This is a genomic window from Streptomyces sp. NPDC045701, from assembly GCF_056432045.1.
In genome coordinates, this window is record NZ_JBWKJV010000002.1 from 288,706 (window position 1) to 304,045 (window position 15,340).

Annotated in this window: 12 protein-coding genes; 5 read left to right on the top strand and 7 right to left on the bottom strand. The window is 74.0% G+C overall.

Going from position 1 to position 15,340, the window contains the following annotated elements; translation table 11 throughout:
• Positions 1-139: 139 nt before the first annotated feature.
• From AC07DW_RS03535 to speB, 4 genes are all read right to left on the bottom strand, one after another.
• Positions 140-3,853 carry an ABC transporter ATP-binding protein gene (locus AC07DW_RS03535; protein ID WP_478855944.1) on the bottom strand — a complete coding sequence of 1,238 codons (3,714 nt, stop codon included), beginning with the start codon at positions 3,851-3,853 and terminating at the stop codon, positions 140-142.
• 186 nt (positions 3,854-4,039) lie between these two features.
• Positions 4,040-4,933 carry a serine hydrolase gene (locus tag AC07DW_RS03540; protein ID WP_478856052.1) on the bottom strand — a complete coding sequence of 298 codons (894 nt, stop codon included), beginning with the start codon at positions 4,931-4,933 and terminating at the stop codon, positions 4,040-4,042.
• Positions 4,934-5,083: 150 nt separating this feature from the next.
• Positions 5,084-6,766, bottom strand: coding sequence for a thiamine pyrophosphate-binding protein (locus AC07DW_RS03545; RefSeq protein ID WP_478855945.1), 1,683 nt, complete (start codon positions 6,764-6,766; stop codon positions 5,084-5,086).
• Between the two features lie 162 nt (positions 6,767-6,928).
• Positions 6,929-7,921, bottom strand: a complete 993-nt coding sequence (speB, locus tag AC07DW_RS03550) for an agmatinase (protein WP_478855946.1) — start codon at positions 7,919-7,921, stop codon at positions 6,929-6,931.
• A 157-nt stretch (positions 7,922-8,078) separates the two neighbouring features.
• Here speB and AC07DW_RS03555 point away from each other — a divergent pair, with 157 nt between their 5' ends.
• Positions 8,079-9,485, top strand: a complete 1,407-nt coding sequence (locus tag AC07DW_RS03555) for a PucR family transcriptional regulator (RefSeq protein ID WP_478855947.1) — start codon at positions 8,079-8,081, stop codon at positions 9,483-9,485.
• Between the two features lie 51 nt (positions 9,486-9,536).
• Here the strand turns inward: AC07DW_RS03555 and AC07DW_RS03560 are convergent, their stop codons facing one another.
• Positions 9,537-9,827, bottom strand: coding sequence for a hypothetical protein (locus AC07DW_RS03560; protein WP_478855948.1), 291 nt, complete (start codon positions 9,825-9,827; stop codon positions 9,537-9,539).
• A gap of 106 nt (positions 9,828-9,933) precedes the next feature.
• Positions 9,934-10,536: a hypothetical protein gene (locus AC07DW_RS03565; protein WP_478855949.1), complete on the bottom strand. Its 603-nt coding sequence runs from the start codon at positions 10,534-10,536 to the stop codon at positions 9,934-9,936.
• 167 nt (positions 10,537-10,703) lie between these two features.
• On the opposite strand from AC07DW_RS03565, the gene AC07DW_RS03570 reads away from it, so the two are divergent.
• The 4 genes from AC07DW_RS03570 to AC07DW_RS03585 all read left to right on the top strand — a co-directional run bounded on the left by AC07DW_RS03570 (position 10,704) and on the right by AC07DW_RS03585 (position 14,525).
• Positions 10,704-11,888 carry a helix-turn-helix domain-containing protein gene (locus AC07DW_RS03570; RefSeq protein WP_478855950.1) on the top strand — a complete coding sequence of 395 codons (1,185 nt, stop codon included), beginning with the start codon at positions 10,704-10,706 and terminating at the stop codon, positions 11,886-11,888.
• Positions 11,889-11,990: 102 nt separating this feature from the next.
• Positions 11,991-13,148, top strand: a complete 1,158-nt coding sequence (locus AC07DW_RS03575; RefSeq protein ID WP_478855951.1) for an acyl-CoA dehydrogenase family protein — start codon at positions 11,991-11,993, stop codon at positions 13,146-13,148.
• A gap of 5 nt (positions 13,149-13,153) precedes the next feature.
• Entirely contained in the window at positions 13,154-14,038 is an 885-nt protein-coding gene (tesB, locus tag AC07DW_RS03580) for an acyl-CoA thioesterase II (RefSeq protein WP_478855952.1), read from the top strand.
• 16 nt (positions 14,039-14,054) lie between these two features.
• Complete coding sequence (locus tag AC07DW_RS03585) at positions 14,055-14,525, top strand: hypothetical protein (RefSeq protein WP_478855953.1); 471 nt, start codon at positions 14,055-14,057, stop codon at positions 14,523-14,525.
• A 33-nt stretch (positions 14,526-14,558) separates the two neighbouring features.
• Here AC07DW_RS03585 and AC07DW_RS03590 read toward each other — a convergent pair whose 3' ends face one another.
• Positions 14,559-15,326, bottom strand: a complete 768-nt coding sequence (locus AC07DW_RS03590) for a phosphatase (RefSeq protein ID WP_478855954.1) — start codon at positions 15,324-15,326, stop codon at positions 14,559-14,561.
• Positions 15,327-15,340 lie beyond the last annotated feature (14 nt).

The following is a 15,340-nucleotide window of genomic DNA, read 5'->3' on the forward strand; positions in this document are numbered from 1 at the left end:
CTTGCTCCTCTTCGCCCGATGAGCGTACGTGCGTACGACGCACGGTAGCGCCGAACGGTTGCCCCGAGCCGGGCCCACCCCCGTGTCCCGCCGCCCCGGACCCGGGACCCCGCCGCGCCCGTCCGCGCCCGGACACTCCTCAGGCCGTCGCCGCGGGCGCTCCGGCAGGCTCCTCGCCGATGAAGGTGCGCCACAGCTCCGCGTACCGGCCGCCGCGGGCCAGCAGCTCCTCGTGGCTGCCGTCCTCGGCGACGCGACCGCGGTCCATGACGACCACCCGGTCGGCGCGGGCCGCCGTGGTGAGCCGGTGGGCGACCACCAGGGTGGTGCGGCGGCCGGCGAGACGGTCGGTGGCGGCGTTGACCTGAGCCTCGGTGGCGAGGTCCAGCGCGGCGGTGGCCTCGTCGAGCAGCAGGACGTCGGGGTCGACGAGCTCGGCGCGCGCCAGGGCGATCAGCTGGCGCTGGCCCGCCGACAGGTTCCGGCCGCGCTCGGCGACCTCGTGCAGGTACCCGCCGTCCAGCGTGGCGATCATGTCGTGGGCGCCGACCGCCCGGGCAGCCGCCTCCACCTGCGCGTCGGTCGCGTCGGGGCGCCCGTACGCGATGGCGTCGCGGACGGTGCCGGCGAAGAGGTACGCCTCCTGGGGCACCACGCCGAGGCGGTGCCGGTACGCGGTGAGGTCCAGGTCCCGCAGGTCGGTGCCGTCCGCGGTGACCCGGCCGGACGTCGGGTCGTAGAACCGGGCGACCAGCTTGACCAGCGTCGACTTGCCGGCGCCCGTCTCGCCGACGAAGGCGACGGTCTGCCCGGCCGGGATGCGCAGGTCCACACCGCTCAGCGCGGTCTCGTCGTCCTTGTACGCGAACGACACGTTCTCGAAGGCGATCTCCCCCCACAGCGAGGGCACCGGCAGCGGCTTCGCCGGGGCGGCCGTGGACGTCTTCTCCCGCAGCAGCTCCTGCATCCGCCCCAGCGACACGGCCGCCTGCTGGTAGCCGTCGAAGACCTGCGACAGCTGCTGCACGGGCGCGAAGAACAGGTCGATGTACAGCAGGTACGCGACGAGGGCGCCGGTCGTCAGCGTCCCGGCCTCCACCCGCCCGGCGCCCACGATCAGCACCGCCGCCGCGGCCACCGACGACAGCAGCTGCACGAACGGGAAGTAGACGGAGATCAGCCACTGGCCGCGCACCCGCGCCGCCCGGTACGCCTCGCTGCGCGCCGCGAACCGCTCCGCGCCGGACCGCTCGCGCCGGAACGCCTGCACGATCCGCAGCCCGGACACCGACTCCTGGAGGTCGCCGTTGACGACGCTGATGCGCTCCCGGGCCAGCTCGTACGCCTTCACGCTGGACCGGCGGAAGAAGACGGTGCCGGCCACCAGCACCGGCAGCGTCGCGAAGACGACCAGCGCCAGCTGCACGTCGATCACCACGAGCGCGATCATGATGCCGAAGAAGGTCACCAGCGACACGAACGCCGTCACCAGGCCGGTCTGGAGGAACGTCGAGAGGGCGTCCACGTCCGTGGTCATCCGGGTCATGATCCGCCCGGTCAGTTCCCGCTCGTAGTAGTCGAGCCCGAGGCGCTGGAGCTGGGCGAAGATCTTCAGGCGCAGCGCGTACAGCACCCGCTCGCCGGTGCGGCCGGTCATCCTGATCTCACCGGTCTGCGCGACCCACTGCACCAGCACGGTCGCCAGTGCCAGCCCGGACGCCGCCCACACCGCGCCCAGCGCGGCCTGCTCGACGCCCTCGTCGATGCCGTGCCGGATCAGGATCGGCAGCAGCAGCCCCATGCCCGCGTCGACGGCGACGAGCCCCAGGCTGACCAGCAGCACCGCCCCGAAGCCGCGCAGCAGCCGGCGCAGCCCGTACGAGTCCTCGGGCGCGACCGCCCGCGCCTCGTCGACGGCCGGGGTGTCGGTCGCCGGCGGCAGCGCCTCGACCTGGGCGAGGAGCTCGGGCGTGGCGCCGGGCGCCGCGGACTCGGCGACCGGCTCGCCGCGCTCCCACAGGGCGGGCGTGATGCCCCGCTCCGCGTCGAACTCGGCGTCCAGCTCCTCCCGTACCGAACGGTCCTCGGGCAGGTCCAGGGGCACGGCGTGGCCGGGCGAGACGCCGCCCAGCTCGTCGGGGTCGGTCAGCAGCCGGCGGTAGAGCGCCGAGCGCCGCTCCAGCTCCTCGTGGGTGCCGATGTCGGACAGCCGCCCCTCGTCGAGGACGGCGATCCGGTCGGCGAGGTTCAGGGTGGAGCGGCGGTGGGCGATGAGCAGGGTGGTGCGGCCGGCCATGACGGACCGCAGCGCCTCGTGGATCTCGTGCTCGACGCGGGCGTCGACGGCCGAGGTGGCGTCGTCGAGGACCAGCAGCCGGGGGTCGGTGAGGATGGCGCGGGCGAGCGCGATGCGCTGGCGCTGGCCGCCGGACAGGGTCAGGCCGTGCTCGCCGACCGTCGTGTCGTAGCCGTCCGGCAGGTCGCTGATGAACCCGTCGGCCTGTGCGGCCCGGGCGGCGGCGCGTACCTCCTCGTCGGTCGCCCCGGGCCTGCCGTACGCGATGTTGGAGCGGACCGTGTCGGAGAAGAGGAAGCTGTCCTCCGGTACGAGGCCGATGGCGGCCCTGAGCGAGTCCATGGTGAGCTCGCGGACGTCGTGCCCGCCGACCAGGACGGCGCCGTGCGTCACGTCGTAGAAGCGCGGCAGGAGCAGCGAGACGGTCGACTTGCCGCTGCCCGAGGAGCCGACGACGGCGACGGTCTCGCCGGGGCGGATCTCCAGCGAGAAGCCGTCGAGGACGGGCCGCCCGTCCTCGTACGCGAACGACACGTCGTCGAACTCGACGCTCGCCGGGGCGTCGGCCGGCAGGGTCTTGGTGCCGTCCTCGATCACCGGCTCGGTGTCGATCAGCTCCAGGACGCGCTCGACGCCCGCGCGGGCCTGCTGGCCGACGGTGAGGACCATGGCGAGCATCCGGACCGGGCCGACGAGCTGGGCGAGGTAGGTGGAGAAGGCGACGAACGTGCCGAGGGTGATCTGCCCCCGGGTGGCGAGCCAGCCGCCGAGGGCCAGCATGGCGACCTGCCCGAGCGCGGGCACGGCCTGGAGCGCCGGGGTGTAGCGGCTGTTCAGCTTGACCGTGCGCAGCCGGCCGGCGAACAGCTTGCGGCTCGCCTCGCGGATCTTGCCGGTCTCCTGGTCCTCCTGGCCGAAGCCCTTGACCACCCGTACGCCGGTCACGGCCCCGTCGACGACGCCCGCGACGTGCGCGGCCCGGGCCTGCGCGTACCAGGTGGCGGGGTGCAGCCGGGTGCGGCTGCGCTTGGCGATGAACCACAGGGCGGGGGCGACGGCGAGCGCGACGAGGGTGAGCGGCAGCGACAGCCACGCCATGATCACGAGGGAGATCAGGAAGAGCATGAAGTTCCCGATGGTCATCGGGAGCATGAAGAGCAGGCCCTGGATCAGCTGGAGGTCGCTGGTGGCGCGTCCGACGACCTGCCCGGTGGACAGCTCGTCCTGCCGCCGCCCGTCGAGCCGGGTGATCGTCCCGTACATCTCGGTGCGCAGGTCGTGCTGCACGTCGAGGGCGAGGCGGCCGCCGTAGTAGCGGCGGATGTAGGTCAGTACGTAGACGGCGACCGCGGAGGCGATCAGGAGCCCGGTCCAGACGGTGACCGAGCGCGTCCCGTCCCCGATGACGTCGTCGATGACGACCTTGGTGATCAGCGGGACGAGGGCCATCACGGCCATGCCCGCGAGGGACGAGCCGAGCGCGAGCACCACATTGCGCCGGTACCGCCAGGCGTACCCGGACAGCCGTCGTGCCCATCCCTGCTCTGCCGCCGCCACGTGGTGCCTCCCGTTGGAACCGGTGATCGAGCCGATGATCTGATCTACCGGAAGGCACCAACGCGGGCGGGAACGGATTTCATCCCTCCGCCATGATCGGCCCTTGGTCCTAGGACCGCGGTCGGGCCCGGGTCGGGCCGGCGGGCCCGGCCGGCCGGGGCCGGGGGCCGGTCGGCCGGGCCGGGGTCAGCGGGCGGCGCTCACCAGGTCCTGCGCGGCCCGGCCGGGCACGGCCGGGACGGCCTCCTGCGGGACGGCGGGCGGGACGAAGGAGTCGCTCCGGGCGGCCGTGGGGTTCAGGTCGGCGTGGACGACGCGGGCGACGGCCTGGATGGTGTTGATGCCGTCCTGCATCGTCGCGTTGTCGTGCGTGAGCACCGTGATCTGGTAGTTGTGCGCGGTGCCGGTGAAGGCGCCGATGGAGTGCACCCGCCAGCCGTGGGTGGCGCGGGGCAGCCAGCCGTTCTTCACGTGGATCTTGGCGGTGGCGGGCGCGCCGGCCGGGGTGCCCCAGCGTTGCGAGGCGACGACGGCGTTCATCAGCTGGAGGATGTACGCGCGCGAGGCGTCGGTGAGGACGGCGTTCTTCGCGGTGATCAGCGCCAGCAGCTTCTGCTGGTCCCGGGCGGTGATCTGGGTGAGCCCCCAGTAGCCGCCGGAGCCCGGGACGGTCTTCGTCATGCCGGCCGCCGTGAGGAAGCCCTTGACCTTGGTGACCCCGAGCTGCTTCCACAGCGCGCTGGTGGCGTCGTTGTCCGACTTGGTGATCATGGCGGTGGCGCGGGACTTCTCGGTCGAGGTCAGGGCCCGGCCGGTCTTCTGCGCGTCCCACAGAAGCGTGGCGAGGACGGTCGCCTTGACCACGCTGGCGGAGTCGTACTGCGTGTCGGGCCTCAGCACGCAGCTCGTCTTCGTGATCCGGTCGTTCACCAGGATCGCGGTCGTGGACTTACGGCCGGCGAGGGCGGCGGTGATGTCCTTGACCAGCTTGGCGGCGAGGCCCGCCTTCTGGGAGGTGCACGCCACGGCCGGCGTCGCGGCGGTGGCGGGAGTGACGGTGGCGGCGGTCGGCAGGAGCACCCCGAGGGCGACCGCGGCGCACACGGCCCCGCGCCCGCGGCGGGATATGGAAAGTCTGTTCACGCATTCGATGACTCGGCAGTGCACGAAAAGTTGTACGCGCGGGGCTCACCAGTTCGACGAATCCCGCGCGACTCCCGTCACATGTCGTCACCTGTGGGTCGGGGCGAACATCCTCAGCAGGGCCGGCAGGACGACCACGGAAGGGCCCGGCCGGGCAAGGGACTTGGCGAGGTCCTCGCGCAGCGCCTCCGGGGTCGTACGGACCGCCGGGACGTCGAACGACTCGGCGAGCGCCACGAAGTCCGGGCGGCCCAGCTCGGTGCCCGTGGCCTCGCCGTAGGCGTCGCTCATGTACTCGCGGAGGATGCCGTACCCGCCGTCGTCGACGATCAGCCACGTGACGTTCAGCCCGTGCTGCCGGGCCGTGGCCAGCTCGGCGATCCCGTACATGGCGCCGCCGTCCCCGGAGACCGCCAGCACGGGTGTGGAGGGGTCGGCCGCCGCCGCGCCGAGCGCTGCGGGGAAGGCGTAGCCGAGGCCGCCGGCGCCCTGGGCGGAGTGCATGGTGTTGGGGCGGCGCGCGTCGAAGGCGGACCAGGCCCAGTACGCGAGGATCGTCATGTCCCAGAAGCTGGGCGCCGCGTCCGGCAGGGCCTCCCGCACGGCGGCGAGGACCCGCTCCTCCAACGCCAGGTCCTGGCCGTCGATCCGCTCCCGGACCCTGGCCAGGACGGTGCGCACCCGTTCGGCGGCGGTGGCGTCCTCGCGGGGCGGCACCGTCTCCAGGAGCGCGGACAGCGCCAGACGGGCGTCGGCGTGGATCCCGAGGGCCGGGTGGTTGGACTCCAGCTTGCCGAGGTCGGCCTCGATCTGGATCACCCGGCCGCGCGGGGCGAAGGTGTGGTAGTTCGAGGACAGCTCGCCGAGCCCCGAGCCGACCACGAGGAGCACGTCCGCGTCCTCCAGGAACTCGGTGGTGTGCCGGTCCTCCAGCCACGACCGCAGCGACAGCGGGTGCTCCCAGGGGAACGCGCCCTTGCCGCCGAAGGTCGTCACGACGGGCGCGTCGAGCCGCTCCGCCAGGGCCAGCAGCTTGCCGGACGCGTCGGAGCGCACGACCCCGCCACCGGCGACGATCGCGGGCCGCTCCGCGTTCGCCAGCAGGTGCGCGGCGACGGCGGTCAGCTCGGGGCGGGGCGCGAGCTCCTTGGGGAAGGCGTCCACGGGCGTCACCACCGGCAGGGAGGCCGGCGCCGCCAGCACGTCCTGCGGGATCTCCACCCACACCGGACCGTGCGGCGCGGTCAGCGCGGACTCCCAGGCGGCGGCGATCGCGGACGGGATCTGCGACTGGGTGCGCACGGTGTGCACGGACTTCACGACGTCACGGAACGACGCCCGCTGGTCGCGCAGCTCGTGCAGGTGACCGTGGCGTCCACCGCCCAGCCCGGCGACCGGGACCTGGCCGGCGATCGCCAGGACGGGCGCACTGGCGGCGGCCGCCTCCTGGAGCGCGGGCAGCGACATCAGGGCGCCCGGACCGGCCGACAGCAGGAGCGGGGCGACCTCGCCGGTGATCCGGCCGTAGGCGTCGGCGGCGAAGCCCGCGTTGCTCTCCACGCGCAGGCCCACGTACCGGAGCCTCGACCGGCGCAGCGCGTCGAACACGGCGAGCACGTGCTGGCCGGGCAGCCCGAAGACCGTGGTGGCCCCCAGCCCGGCCAGCGTCTCGACGACGAGGTCCCCGCCGGTGCGCCCGGCCGGCGGGTTCAGCGCGGCCTCCGTCTGCGCGGCGGTGGGCCGCAGCACGAGGTCGTGGTCGTGGGTCACTGTTCTCCCCTTTTTCCGAGGGCTCGGTTCGCCTCCGGGACACACTCGCCGTTCCGTACCGGGTGCGGGCCGCGAGGACCGCCGCACCCGGCCGACGGCCGGAGACGGGCCCGGAGGGGCCACGGCCCCGCCACTCACCGTCGGCAGCCGCCCCCGCGCAGGTTACTTCGCGGACTGCTCCGCGCCTGCGGCGCGCTGCGCGGCGATCTGGCGGGACATGATCGTCGTCAGCTCGTACGCCGTGTGCGACGCGGCCACCGAGGTGATCTCGGCGTGGTCGTACGCCGGGGCGACCTCGACGACGTCGGCGGAGACCAGGTTGCAGGACGCCAGGCCCCGCAGGATCTCCAGCAGCTCGCGGGAGGTCATGCCGCCCGCCTCGGGGGTGCCGGTGCCGGGGGCGTGGGCCGGGTCGAGGCAGTCGATGTCGATGGAGATGTACAGCGGGCGGTCGCCGATGCGCTGGCGGAGCTGGTCGGCCACCTCGTCGGCGCCGCGCCGGTAGACGTCGGCCGAGGTGACGATGCCGAAGCCCATCTTCTCGTCGTCGGTCAGGTCCTGCTTGCCGTACAGCGGGCCGCGCGTACCGACGTGGGACAGCGCCTCGGTGTCGAGGATGCCCTCCTCGACGGCGCGGCGGAACGGGGTGCCGTGGGTGTACTCGGCGCCGAAGTAGGTGTCCCAGGTGTCGAGGTGGGCGTCGAAGTGGAGCAGGGCGACCGGGCCGTGCTTCTTGGCGACCGAGCGCAGCAGCGGCAGGGCGATGGTGTGGTCGCCGCCCAGGGTCATCAGGCGGGCGCCGGTGCCGAGGAGGTCGTCGGCGGCGGCCTCCACCGTCTCCACGGCCTCGTTGATGTTGAACGGGTTCACGGCGATGTCGCCGCCGTCCGCGACCTGCGCGAGCGCGAAGGGGGACGCGTCCTGCGCCGGGTTGTAGGGGCGCAGGAGGCGAGACGCCTCGCGGATGGCGTTGCCGCCGAAGCGGGCACCGGGGCGGTAGGAGACGCCCGAGTCGAAGGGCACACCGACGACGGCGACATCGGCGGTGCCGACCTCGTCGAGGCGCGGCAGCCGCGCGAACGTCGCCGGTCCGGCGTACCGCGGGACGCGGGACGAGTCGATGGGGCCGCGCGGCGTCTCGGGGGTGCTGCTCATGATCGGTTGGCCTTCTTTCGGTCGTCAGGTGGCGCTGTGTCCGGGTATGCGCTGCTTCGAGTGCGCATGGCCGGTCGGGATGACAGTAAGTGGCCGGGGCGCGGCGTTGAAGTGTACGTTTCCTCCATTGTTCGCGCTTCGGATGGAGGAAGCGTCCATGACGGAGTCCGTCGCCGGGCCGGTGCCCGCCCCACCGGCGCCCCCGGTCCCGCTGAGCGCGCTGCTCTCCCGTGAGGACCTGGGCCTGCGGCTGCTCGCGGGGTCGCCCGGGACCGACGTCCACTGGGTGCACACCTCCGAGATGGCCGACCCCTACCCGTACCTGCTGGGCGGTGAGCTGCTGATGACGGCGGGCGTGCAGCTCACGGACCCGGAGCGGTACGTCGCGCGGGTGGTCGAGGCGGGGGCGGCGGCGCTGGGCTTCGGAGTGACCCCGGTGTACGACAGGGTGCCGGAGGGCCTGGTCGCGGCCTGCGCCCGGCACGGGCTGCCGCTGCTGGAGGTGCCGCCGAGGACGCCGTTCGCGGCGGTGGGGCGCGCGGTGTGGCGCCTCATGGCGGAGGCCCGGCACCGGGAGCTGCGCCGTGTGACGGACGCCCAGCAGGCGCTCGCCACCGCCGCGGCCCGCCCCGACCCGGTGCCCGCCGTGCTGCGCGCGCTGGCCTCCCGGCTGGCGGGGCGGGCCGCGCTGTACGCGCCGGACGGCTCGGAGCGGGCGGCGGCCGGCCGGGCCGTGGAGCCGGCGGCGCTGGAGGCCCTGGCCCGCCTGGTGCGAATCCTGCGCACCGGCGGCCGCCCCGCCTCGGCGGCCGACACCGCGGGCGGCGCCCACCTCGCCGCATACGCCCTCGGCGGCGGCCAAGGGCTCGCGCTGGGCCTCGCCTCGGGGCGCCGGGAGGCGGGCGACCACACCATCGCGGGCGTCGCGGTGGTCCTCCTGTCGCTGCTCACCGCCCCGCACCAGGGCGCCGACGAGGCCACGCGCTCCGCGGCACTGGTCCGGCTGCTGCTGGGCGCCGCCCCCGCCGAGGTCGCCCCGCTGCTGGGAGACGCCCCGTGGACCGTGGTGCACGCGCGCGGTGAGGGCGCCCCGCCGCCGCTGGGCACGCCGCTGGTGGACGCCCGCGAGGGCACCGTACGGGCGCTGCTGCCGGCCGGCCGCGAGGTCGCCCCGCAGCCGGGCTGGACGATCGGGGCGAGCGCCCCCGCGGACCCCTCGGGGCTGGCCGCCGCCGACCTCCAGGCGGGCCGCGCCCTGCGCCGGGCCCGGGCGGCGCACCTGCCGCTCGCCCGGCACCGCTCCGGCGGCATCGGCGCCCTGCTGGACCCCGAGGAGGCGGCGGCGTACGCCCGCACGCTCCTGGCCCCGCTGCCGGAGCCGCTGACGGAGACGCTGCGCACCTGGCTCTCCCTGCACGGCGGCTGGGACCGCACGGCGACGGCGCTGGGCGTGCACCGCAACACCGTCCGGCAGCGGATCGCCCGGTGCGCGGCGCTGCTGGGCATGGACCTGGACGACGCCGAGACGCGGATGGAGCTGTGGTTCGCGCTGCGGTGGTCGTGAGGCCGGCGGGCAGGAGGCGGGCCGCCACGGGCGCCGGTGCGCGGCACGCCCCTACGCGATGCCCCCCATCCACATGCGCCGTCCCGGCTCGTCGTCGTACGAGGCCCAGCGCGCGTAGGAGTTCTGCACGGCGCCGCGCATGTCCGCCATCGCGGCGAGGACGTTCGACCTGCCCGAGGCGCTGGCGCCGAAGACGCCGATCAGAGGGAGCACGCCCACCGCGCCGCCGGGCAGGTCGACGCGCCGGGCGGCAGTGCTCGGCGCGTCCTCGGGCACGACGAAGGTCAGTTCTTGTTCGTCGCGCAGTGACCGCGCATTGGCCGTGCGGAATCTCCGCAGCATGCCGGCCCTCTCCGCCGCCGGCGGAGTAGGTGGCACGACAGCGGCGCGCCCAGGTTCCGGCCTCGCCGCTGTCGATCCGTGGTCAGCCCTCGGGAGAGCCCCCGGGTCAGTGGAGCTTGTTGACGGCGGTCTTCGTGGTGGTGCGGAAGGCGGTCAGCGGGGCGTCCTCGAGGTCGCCCATCTGGCCCCAGCGGACGAGGGTGACGGTGCGGCCGTCGCGGCCGACGGAGAACAGGTGGATGTCGGTGATGCCGATCTGCGGGTCGGCGGTGTCCAGGCTGTAGACCCAGGCGCCCTCCTCGACGGCGAGCTTGCCGTGGGAGGCGCTGACGGCCTTCAGGCCCGGGTTCTGCTGCTCCAGCAGGGGCCCGCAGCCGGCGAGGGCCTTGCGGAGGGTGTCGACCAGCTTCACGGCGTCGGCCTCGGTGCGGGCGACGGTGGTGATCTGGACGCCGTTGGTGTCGAGCTCGGTGGTGAACTCGCGGTAGCGGGTGTTCTGCGCCGGGATCTTGTACGGGGCGCAGAGGGCGCCGCCGTTCTCCGGGATGCCGGTGAAGACCTGGGTAGCGGTCCACGGCGTCGACGACGGCGGCATCTGGGAGGCGGCGAGGAAGGCGGGCTCGGCGGCGGCCTGCGCCGGGGCCGTGGCGAGGGCCGCGAGGCCCAGGGCGGCAGCGGCGGTGGCGAGTGCGGTACGGAGCTTGTTCATGGTGGTGGATCCCCCGTCGGGTCGTTCGTTCGGTCGGTGCTCAACCAGCGTGGGGCCGGCGCCCGCCGCCCGCAACGATCACGCGCCCACCATCCGTCCCGGAACCATTCCACCCCCGTTGACGTGCAAGGACGTGAAGGATGGGACACAGGGTCGAGGGGGATGGAATGCCGAAGGACGCCGCCGTCGAGGAGTTCGCGGGGCTCGTGCACGCGCTGAAGGCGCGGGACGGGAGGAGTTACGAGGCGCTGGGCCGGCGCCTGAGCGTCAGCGCGTCCACCCTCCACCGCTACTGCTCCGGCGCGACCGTCCCGGAGGAGTTCGCCGTGGTCGACCGCCTCGCCCTGCTGTGCGGGGCGGACGAGGAGGAACGGCGGGCCCTGGAGGCGGCCTGGACGGAGGCGGACCGCGCCCGCCGCCGAACGGCCTCGCCCGTGCCCTCGCCCACGCCTGTGCCGGCCGCGCCGGAATCGAACCCGGAACCGTCCGCGCCGGAACCGGGCCCCGATCCCGCCCCGAGCCCGACCGCGCCGGGGGCGCCCCGCGCCCGCCCCCGTCGTGCCGCCCCCGCTCCCCTCCTCGTCGCCGCCGCCGTCGCCCTCGCCGTGCTCGCCCTCGCCGCCGCGGCCCTGCTCGGCCGCCCCACCCGTACGACTTCCGCCCCCGCTCCCGCTTCCACCCCTCCGGGGCGGACCGCGGCCCCCCTCCCCTTCACCTGGACCATCGGTTCCCAGCTCTGGCAGGGCGGCTGCGGGCACACCTACCTCGTGGACCGGCCCCCCCGCGCGGTCGCCCCGCCGCCGGTAACGGCCGACTCCGGGGCGTGGGCCGGGACGCACGGCGCCGTGCACGGCGGGGAGGCGCTGGTGCGGATCACGCTCCAGGGCCGGTCGCCGTCCGACGCCGTCGTCCTCCAGGCCCTGCACGTGCGCGTGGTCGACCGGGCCGCGCCGCTGCCGTGGAACGCGTACCGGATGGACAACGGCTGCGGCGGCTCCGTCACCCCCCGCCACTTCGCCGTGGACCTCGACCGGCCGCGCCCGCTCGCGAGGCCCGTCGACGGCCTTGACGCCTCCGGCGCCGAGGTCCGGACGATCCCGGCCGTCTCCTTCCCGTACAAGGTCACCTCCTCCGACCCCGAGGAGTTGCTCGTCTCCGCCCGGACGGCGGGCTGCGACTGCCGCTGGTACCTGGAGCTGGAGTGGAGCGCCGGGGACCGTTCGGGGACGGTGCGGATCACGGACGGCGGGAAGCCCTTCCGCACCAGCGGGACCGGGGGGAGGCCGGCGTACCTGTACGAATCCGCCGAAGGGCGCTGGATCACAGACGCGGAGTCTGGACAGACCGGGTGACCGATGAGTAACTTCGACTGACACAGGCTGAGCAAGCGCTTAGCCAGCTGCGGTGCGACCGCAGTGAACGACCGTAGCCAGCGACACCACGAGGAGGCGTCCGTGCGCCGTACCGTTTTCGACGAGGACCACGAGGCGTTCCGGGAGACCATCCGCGCCTTCATCGAGGCCGAGGTCGTCCCCGTCTACGACGAGTGGTTCGCGGCCGGCCAGGCGCCGCGCGACTTCTACTACAAGCTCGGCGAGCTGGGCGTCTTCGGCATCAACGTGCCCGAGGAGTTCGGCGGCGCGGGCCTGGACACCCACAAGTTCGAGGCCGTCCTCTACGAGGAGACCGCGCGCGCGGGCGTCCAGTTCGGCGGCTCCGGCGTGCACGTGCTGCTCGCCCTGCCGTACATCAAGATGCTCGCCACGGACGAGCAGAAGAAGCGCTACCTGCCGAAGTTCGTCTCCGGCGAGGAGATGTGGGCGCTGGCGATGACCGAGCCGGGCACCGGCTCCGACGTCGCGGGCATGAAGACCACCGCCAAGCTCTCCGAGGACGGCACGCACTACGTCCTCAACGGCGCCAAGACCTTCATCACCGGCGGCGTCCACGCCGACCGCGTGATCGTGTGCGCCCGCACCTCGGCCCCCTCCGCCGAGGACCGCCGCTTCGGCATCTCGCTCTTCGCGGTGGACACCACGTCCGAGGGCTACTCCATCGGCCGCAAGCTCGACAAGCTCGGTCTGCGCACCTCCGACACCGCCGAGCTGGCCTTCGTCGACGTCAAGGTCCCGGTCGAGGACCTGCTCGGCGAGGAGGGCAAGGGCTTCTCCTACCTCGGCCACAACCTGGCCTCCGAGCGCTGGGGCATCGCCTTCGGCGCGTACGCGCAGGCCAAGGCCGCGATCCGGTTCGCCCAGCAGTACGTGACCGACCGCACCGTCTTCGGCAAGCCGGTCGCCCACTTCCAGAACACCAAGTTCGAGCTGGCCGCCTGCCAGGCCGAGGTGGACGCCGCCGAGGCCGTCGCCGACCGCGCCCTGGAGGCCCTGGACGCGGGCGAGCTGACCCCGGCCGAGGCCGCCAGCGCCAAGCTGTTCTGCACCGAGGTCGCCCACCGCGTGATCGACCGCTGCCTCCAGCTGCACGGCGGCTACGGCTACATGAACGAGTACCCGATCGCCCGCCTGTACGCGGACAACCGGGTCAACCGCATCTACGGCGGCACCAGCGAGATCATGAAGACGATCATCGCTAAGTCGATGGGCCTGTAGCACCTGTGACCGACAGCGCGAAGCCGCTCGACGACCTGCTCGATCTGCTCGACCTGGAGCGGATCGAGCAGGACATCTTCCGGGGCGAGTCCCGCTCGGCGATCGTCCCGCGCGTCTTCGGCGGGCAGGTCGCCGCGCAGGCCCTGGTGGCGGCCGGCCGGACCGTCCCCGAGGACCGGCACGCCCACTCCCTGCACGCGTACTTCCTGCGCCCCGGCGACCCCGGCGCGCCGATCGTCTACACCGTGGACCGCATCCGCGACGGGCGCTCGTTCACCACGCGCCGGGTCGTCGCCGTGCAGCACGGGCAGCCGATCTTCCACCTGTCGGCGTCGTTCCAGACGTACGAGGAGGGCCTGGAGCACCAGGCGGACATGCCTCCCGCCCCCGCTCCGGAGACGCTGCCGACGGCCGCCGAGCTGCTCCCCCGGTACGCGGACCGGTTCGTCCACCCCGACACCGTGGACCGCTTCCTGGAGGCCCGGGCGGCGGTCGACCTGCGGTACGTCGAGGAACCCCCGTACGGCACGGCGGGCACGCCCCGGGAACCCCGCTCCCAGGTGTGGTTCCGCACGAACGGCAAGCTCGCGGACGACCCCCTGCTGCACGTGTGCCTGGCGACGTACGTCTCCGACATGACGCTGCTCGACTCGGTGCTCCTCGCCCACGGGCGGGGCGGCTGGGCGGTCGGCGACGTGGTCGGCGCCTCGCTCGACCACGCCATGTGGTTCCACCGCCCCTTCCGGGCGGACGAGTGGCTGCTGTACGACCAGGAGTCGCCCTCCGCCTCCGGCGGGCGGGGCCTGGGCCAGGCCCGCATCTACACCCAGGACGGCCGGCTGGCGATCTCCGTCATCCAGGAGGGCGTGGTGCGCGTCCCGCGCGGATGAGGTTTCCTTGGGCGTCATGGAGACACTGACGGGGGGAACGGCCCTGGCCCTGGCGGGAGTTGTGCTCGGCACCCTGGGCACTTTGGTGGGCCAGCACCTGGCGACCCGGGTGGAGAACCGCCGCCACCAGTGGGAGCGGGCCGCCACCGAACGCGCGGAGCGCAAGGCCGCCATCATGGACTTCCTCGGCTCGGCGCAGCGGATCGAGCTGGTTCTCGACAGCCGGAACCTGGGGTTGTCCGAGGCGTGCGGCACCGACGAGGAGGCGCTGCACGACCTGTGGCTGGCGACGAAGGCCGTCGAGCTGGTCTGCGCGGACGGGACGGCCACGGCGGCCCGGGACTACGCGGGGGCGCTGCACGCGCGCGTGCGGGGCGGCACCGAGAGCCCGCCGCCGCCCGCCAAGCGGGAGCGGCGCCACGCGTTCATGGACGCCGCGCGGGACGAGCTGGGCGGCGGCCGGAGCCGCCTGCCGGAGCCCCGCTGAGCTCCGCCCCCCGGTGAGCCTCGCGCCCCGGCCTCAGAGCAGCCCGGCCGCGTCCAGCAGGTACGCCGTCATCGGCTCGTAGAAGCGCGGGTCGACGACGTGGTCGTCGAGCGGGACCGTGACCTCCAGGGTGCCCTCGGCCTCGCCGATGAACAGGGCGGGGTCGTTGCAGTCGGCGTACCCGATGGAGTCGATGCCCCGCTGGCCGGCGCGGCCCGCCCAGCCGTGGTCGGCCACGACCAGGTCGGGCTGGACGTCCAGGTGGTCGAGGATGGCGTTCATCGGCTCGGGCGAGTGGGTGTGCCACAGGCTCGCGCCGCGCTCGAAGACCGCCACGTCCGCGAACTGCACGACGTACCCCTCGTCCGCGACGAGCCCGCCGGGGATGCGCACGATGTCGCACCCGGCGCTCCGCAGGGCGGCGGCGGTCCCGCTGTGCACGTCCAGCAGCGCGCCCGGGTGCCCGGTGGCGAACAGCACCCGCTCCGCCCCGGCGGCGGCCTTGCGCAGCCGCGCGGCCATCCGGTCCAGGGCGTCGACGGTCAGCTCGGGGTCGATGGTGTCCTGTCCGGCACGGTGCGCCGGGTCGTCGTTCACCCCGCAGCGCTCCGCCATCACGGCGAGCACGTCCTGCTCGTCGGTCCACCGGTCGCCCAGCTCCAGGCCTAGCCAGTAGTGGCGGTCGCCGTTCGCCAGCTTGCGGTAGTGGGAGAGGTTGTTGTCGCGGGGCGTCGCGACGTTTCCGGCGATACGGGTGCGGAGGAGGTGCTCGACGAGGGCGGCGCGGCTGGGTATCGGCATGGCCCCATTGTGCC

Excerpts from the sequence above, each read along its gene's own strand:
- AC07DW_RS03565 (WP_478855949.1), bottom strand. The coding sequence starts at position 10,536 with ATGAACAAGCTCCGTACCGCACTCGCCACCGCCGCTGCCGCCCTGGGC.
- AC07DW_RS03555 (WP_478855947.1), top strand. The coding sequence starts at position 8,079 with ATGACGGAGTCCGTCGCCGGGCCGGTGCCCGCCCCACCGGCGCCCCCG.
- speB (WP_478855946.1), bottom strand. The coding sequence starts at position 7,921 with ATGAGCAGCACCCCCGAGACGCCGCGCGGCCCCATCGACTCGTCCCGC.
- AC07DW_RS03560 (WP_478855948.1), bottom strand. The coding sequence starts at position 9,827 with ATGCTGCGGAGATTCCGCACGGCCAATGCGCGGTCACTGCGCGACGAA.
- AC07DW_RS03570 (WP_478855950.1), top strand. The coding sequence starts at position 10,704 with ATGCCGAAGGACGCCGCCGTCGAGGAGTTCGCGGGGCTCGTGCACGCG.
- AC07DW_RS03585 (WP_478855953.1), top strand. The coding sequence starts at position 14,055 with ATGGAGACACTGACGGGGGGAACGGCCCTGGCCCTGGCGGGAGTTGTG.
- AC07DW_RS03590 (WP_478855954.1), bottom strand. The coding sequence starts at position 15,326 with ATGCCGATACCCAGCCGCGCCGCCCTCGTCGAGCACCTCCTCCGCACC.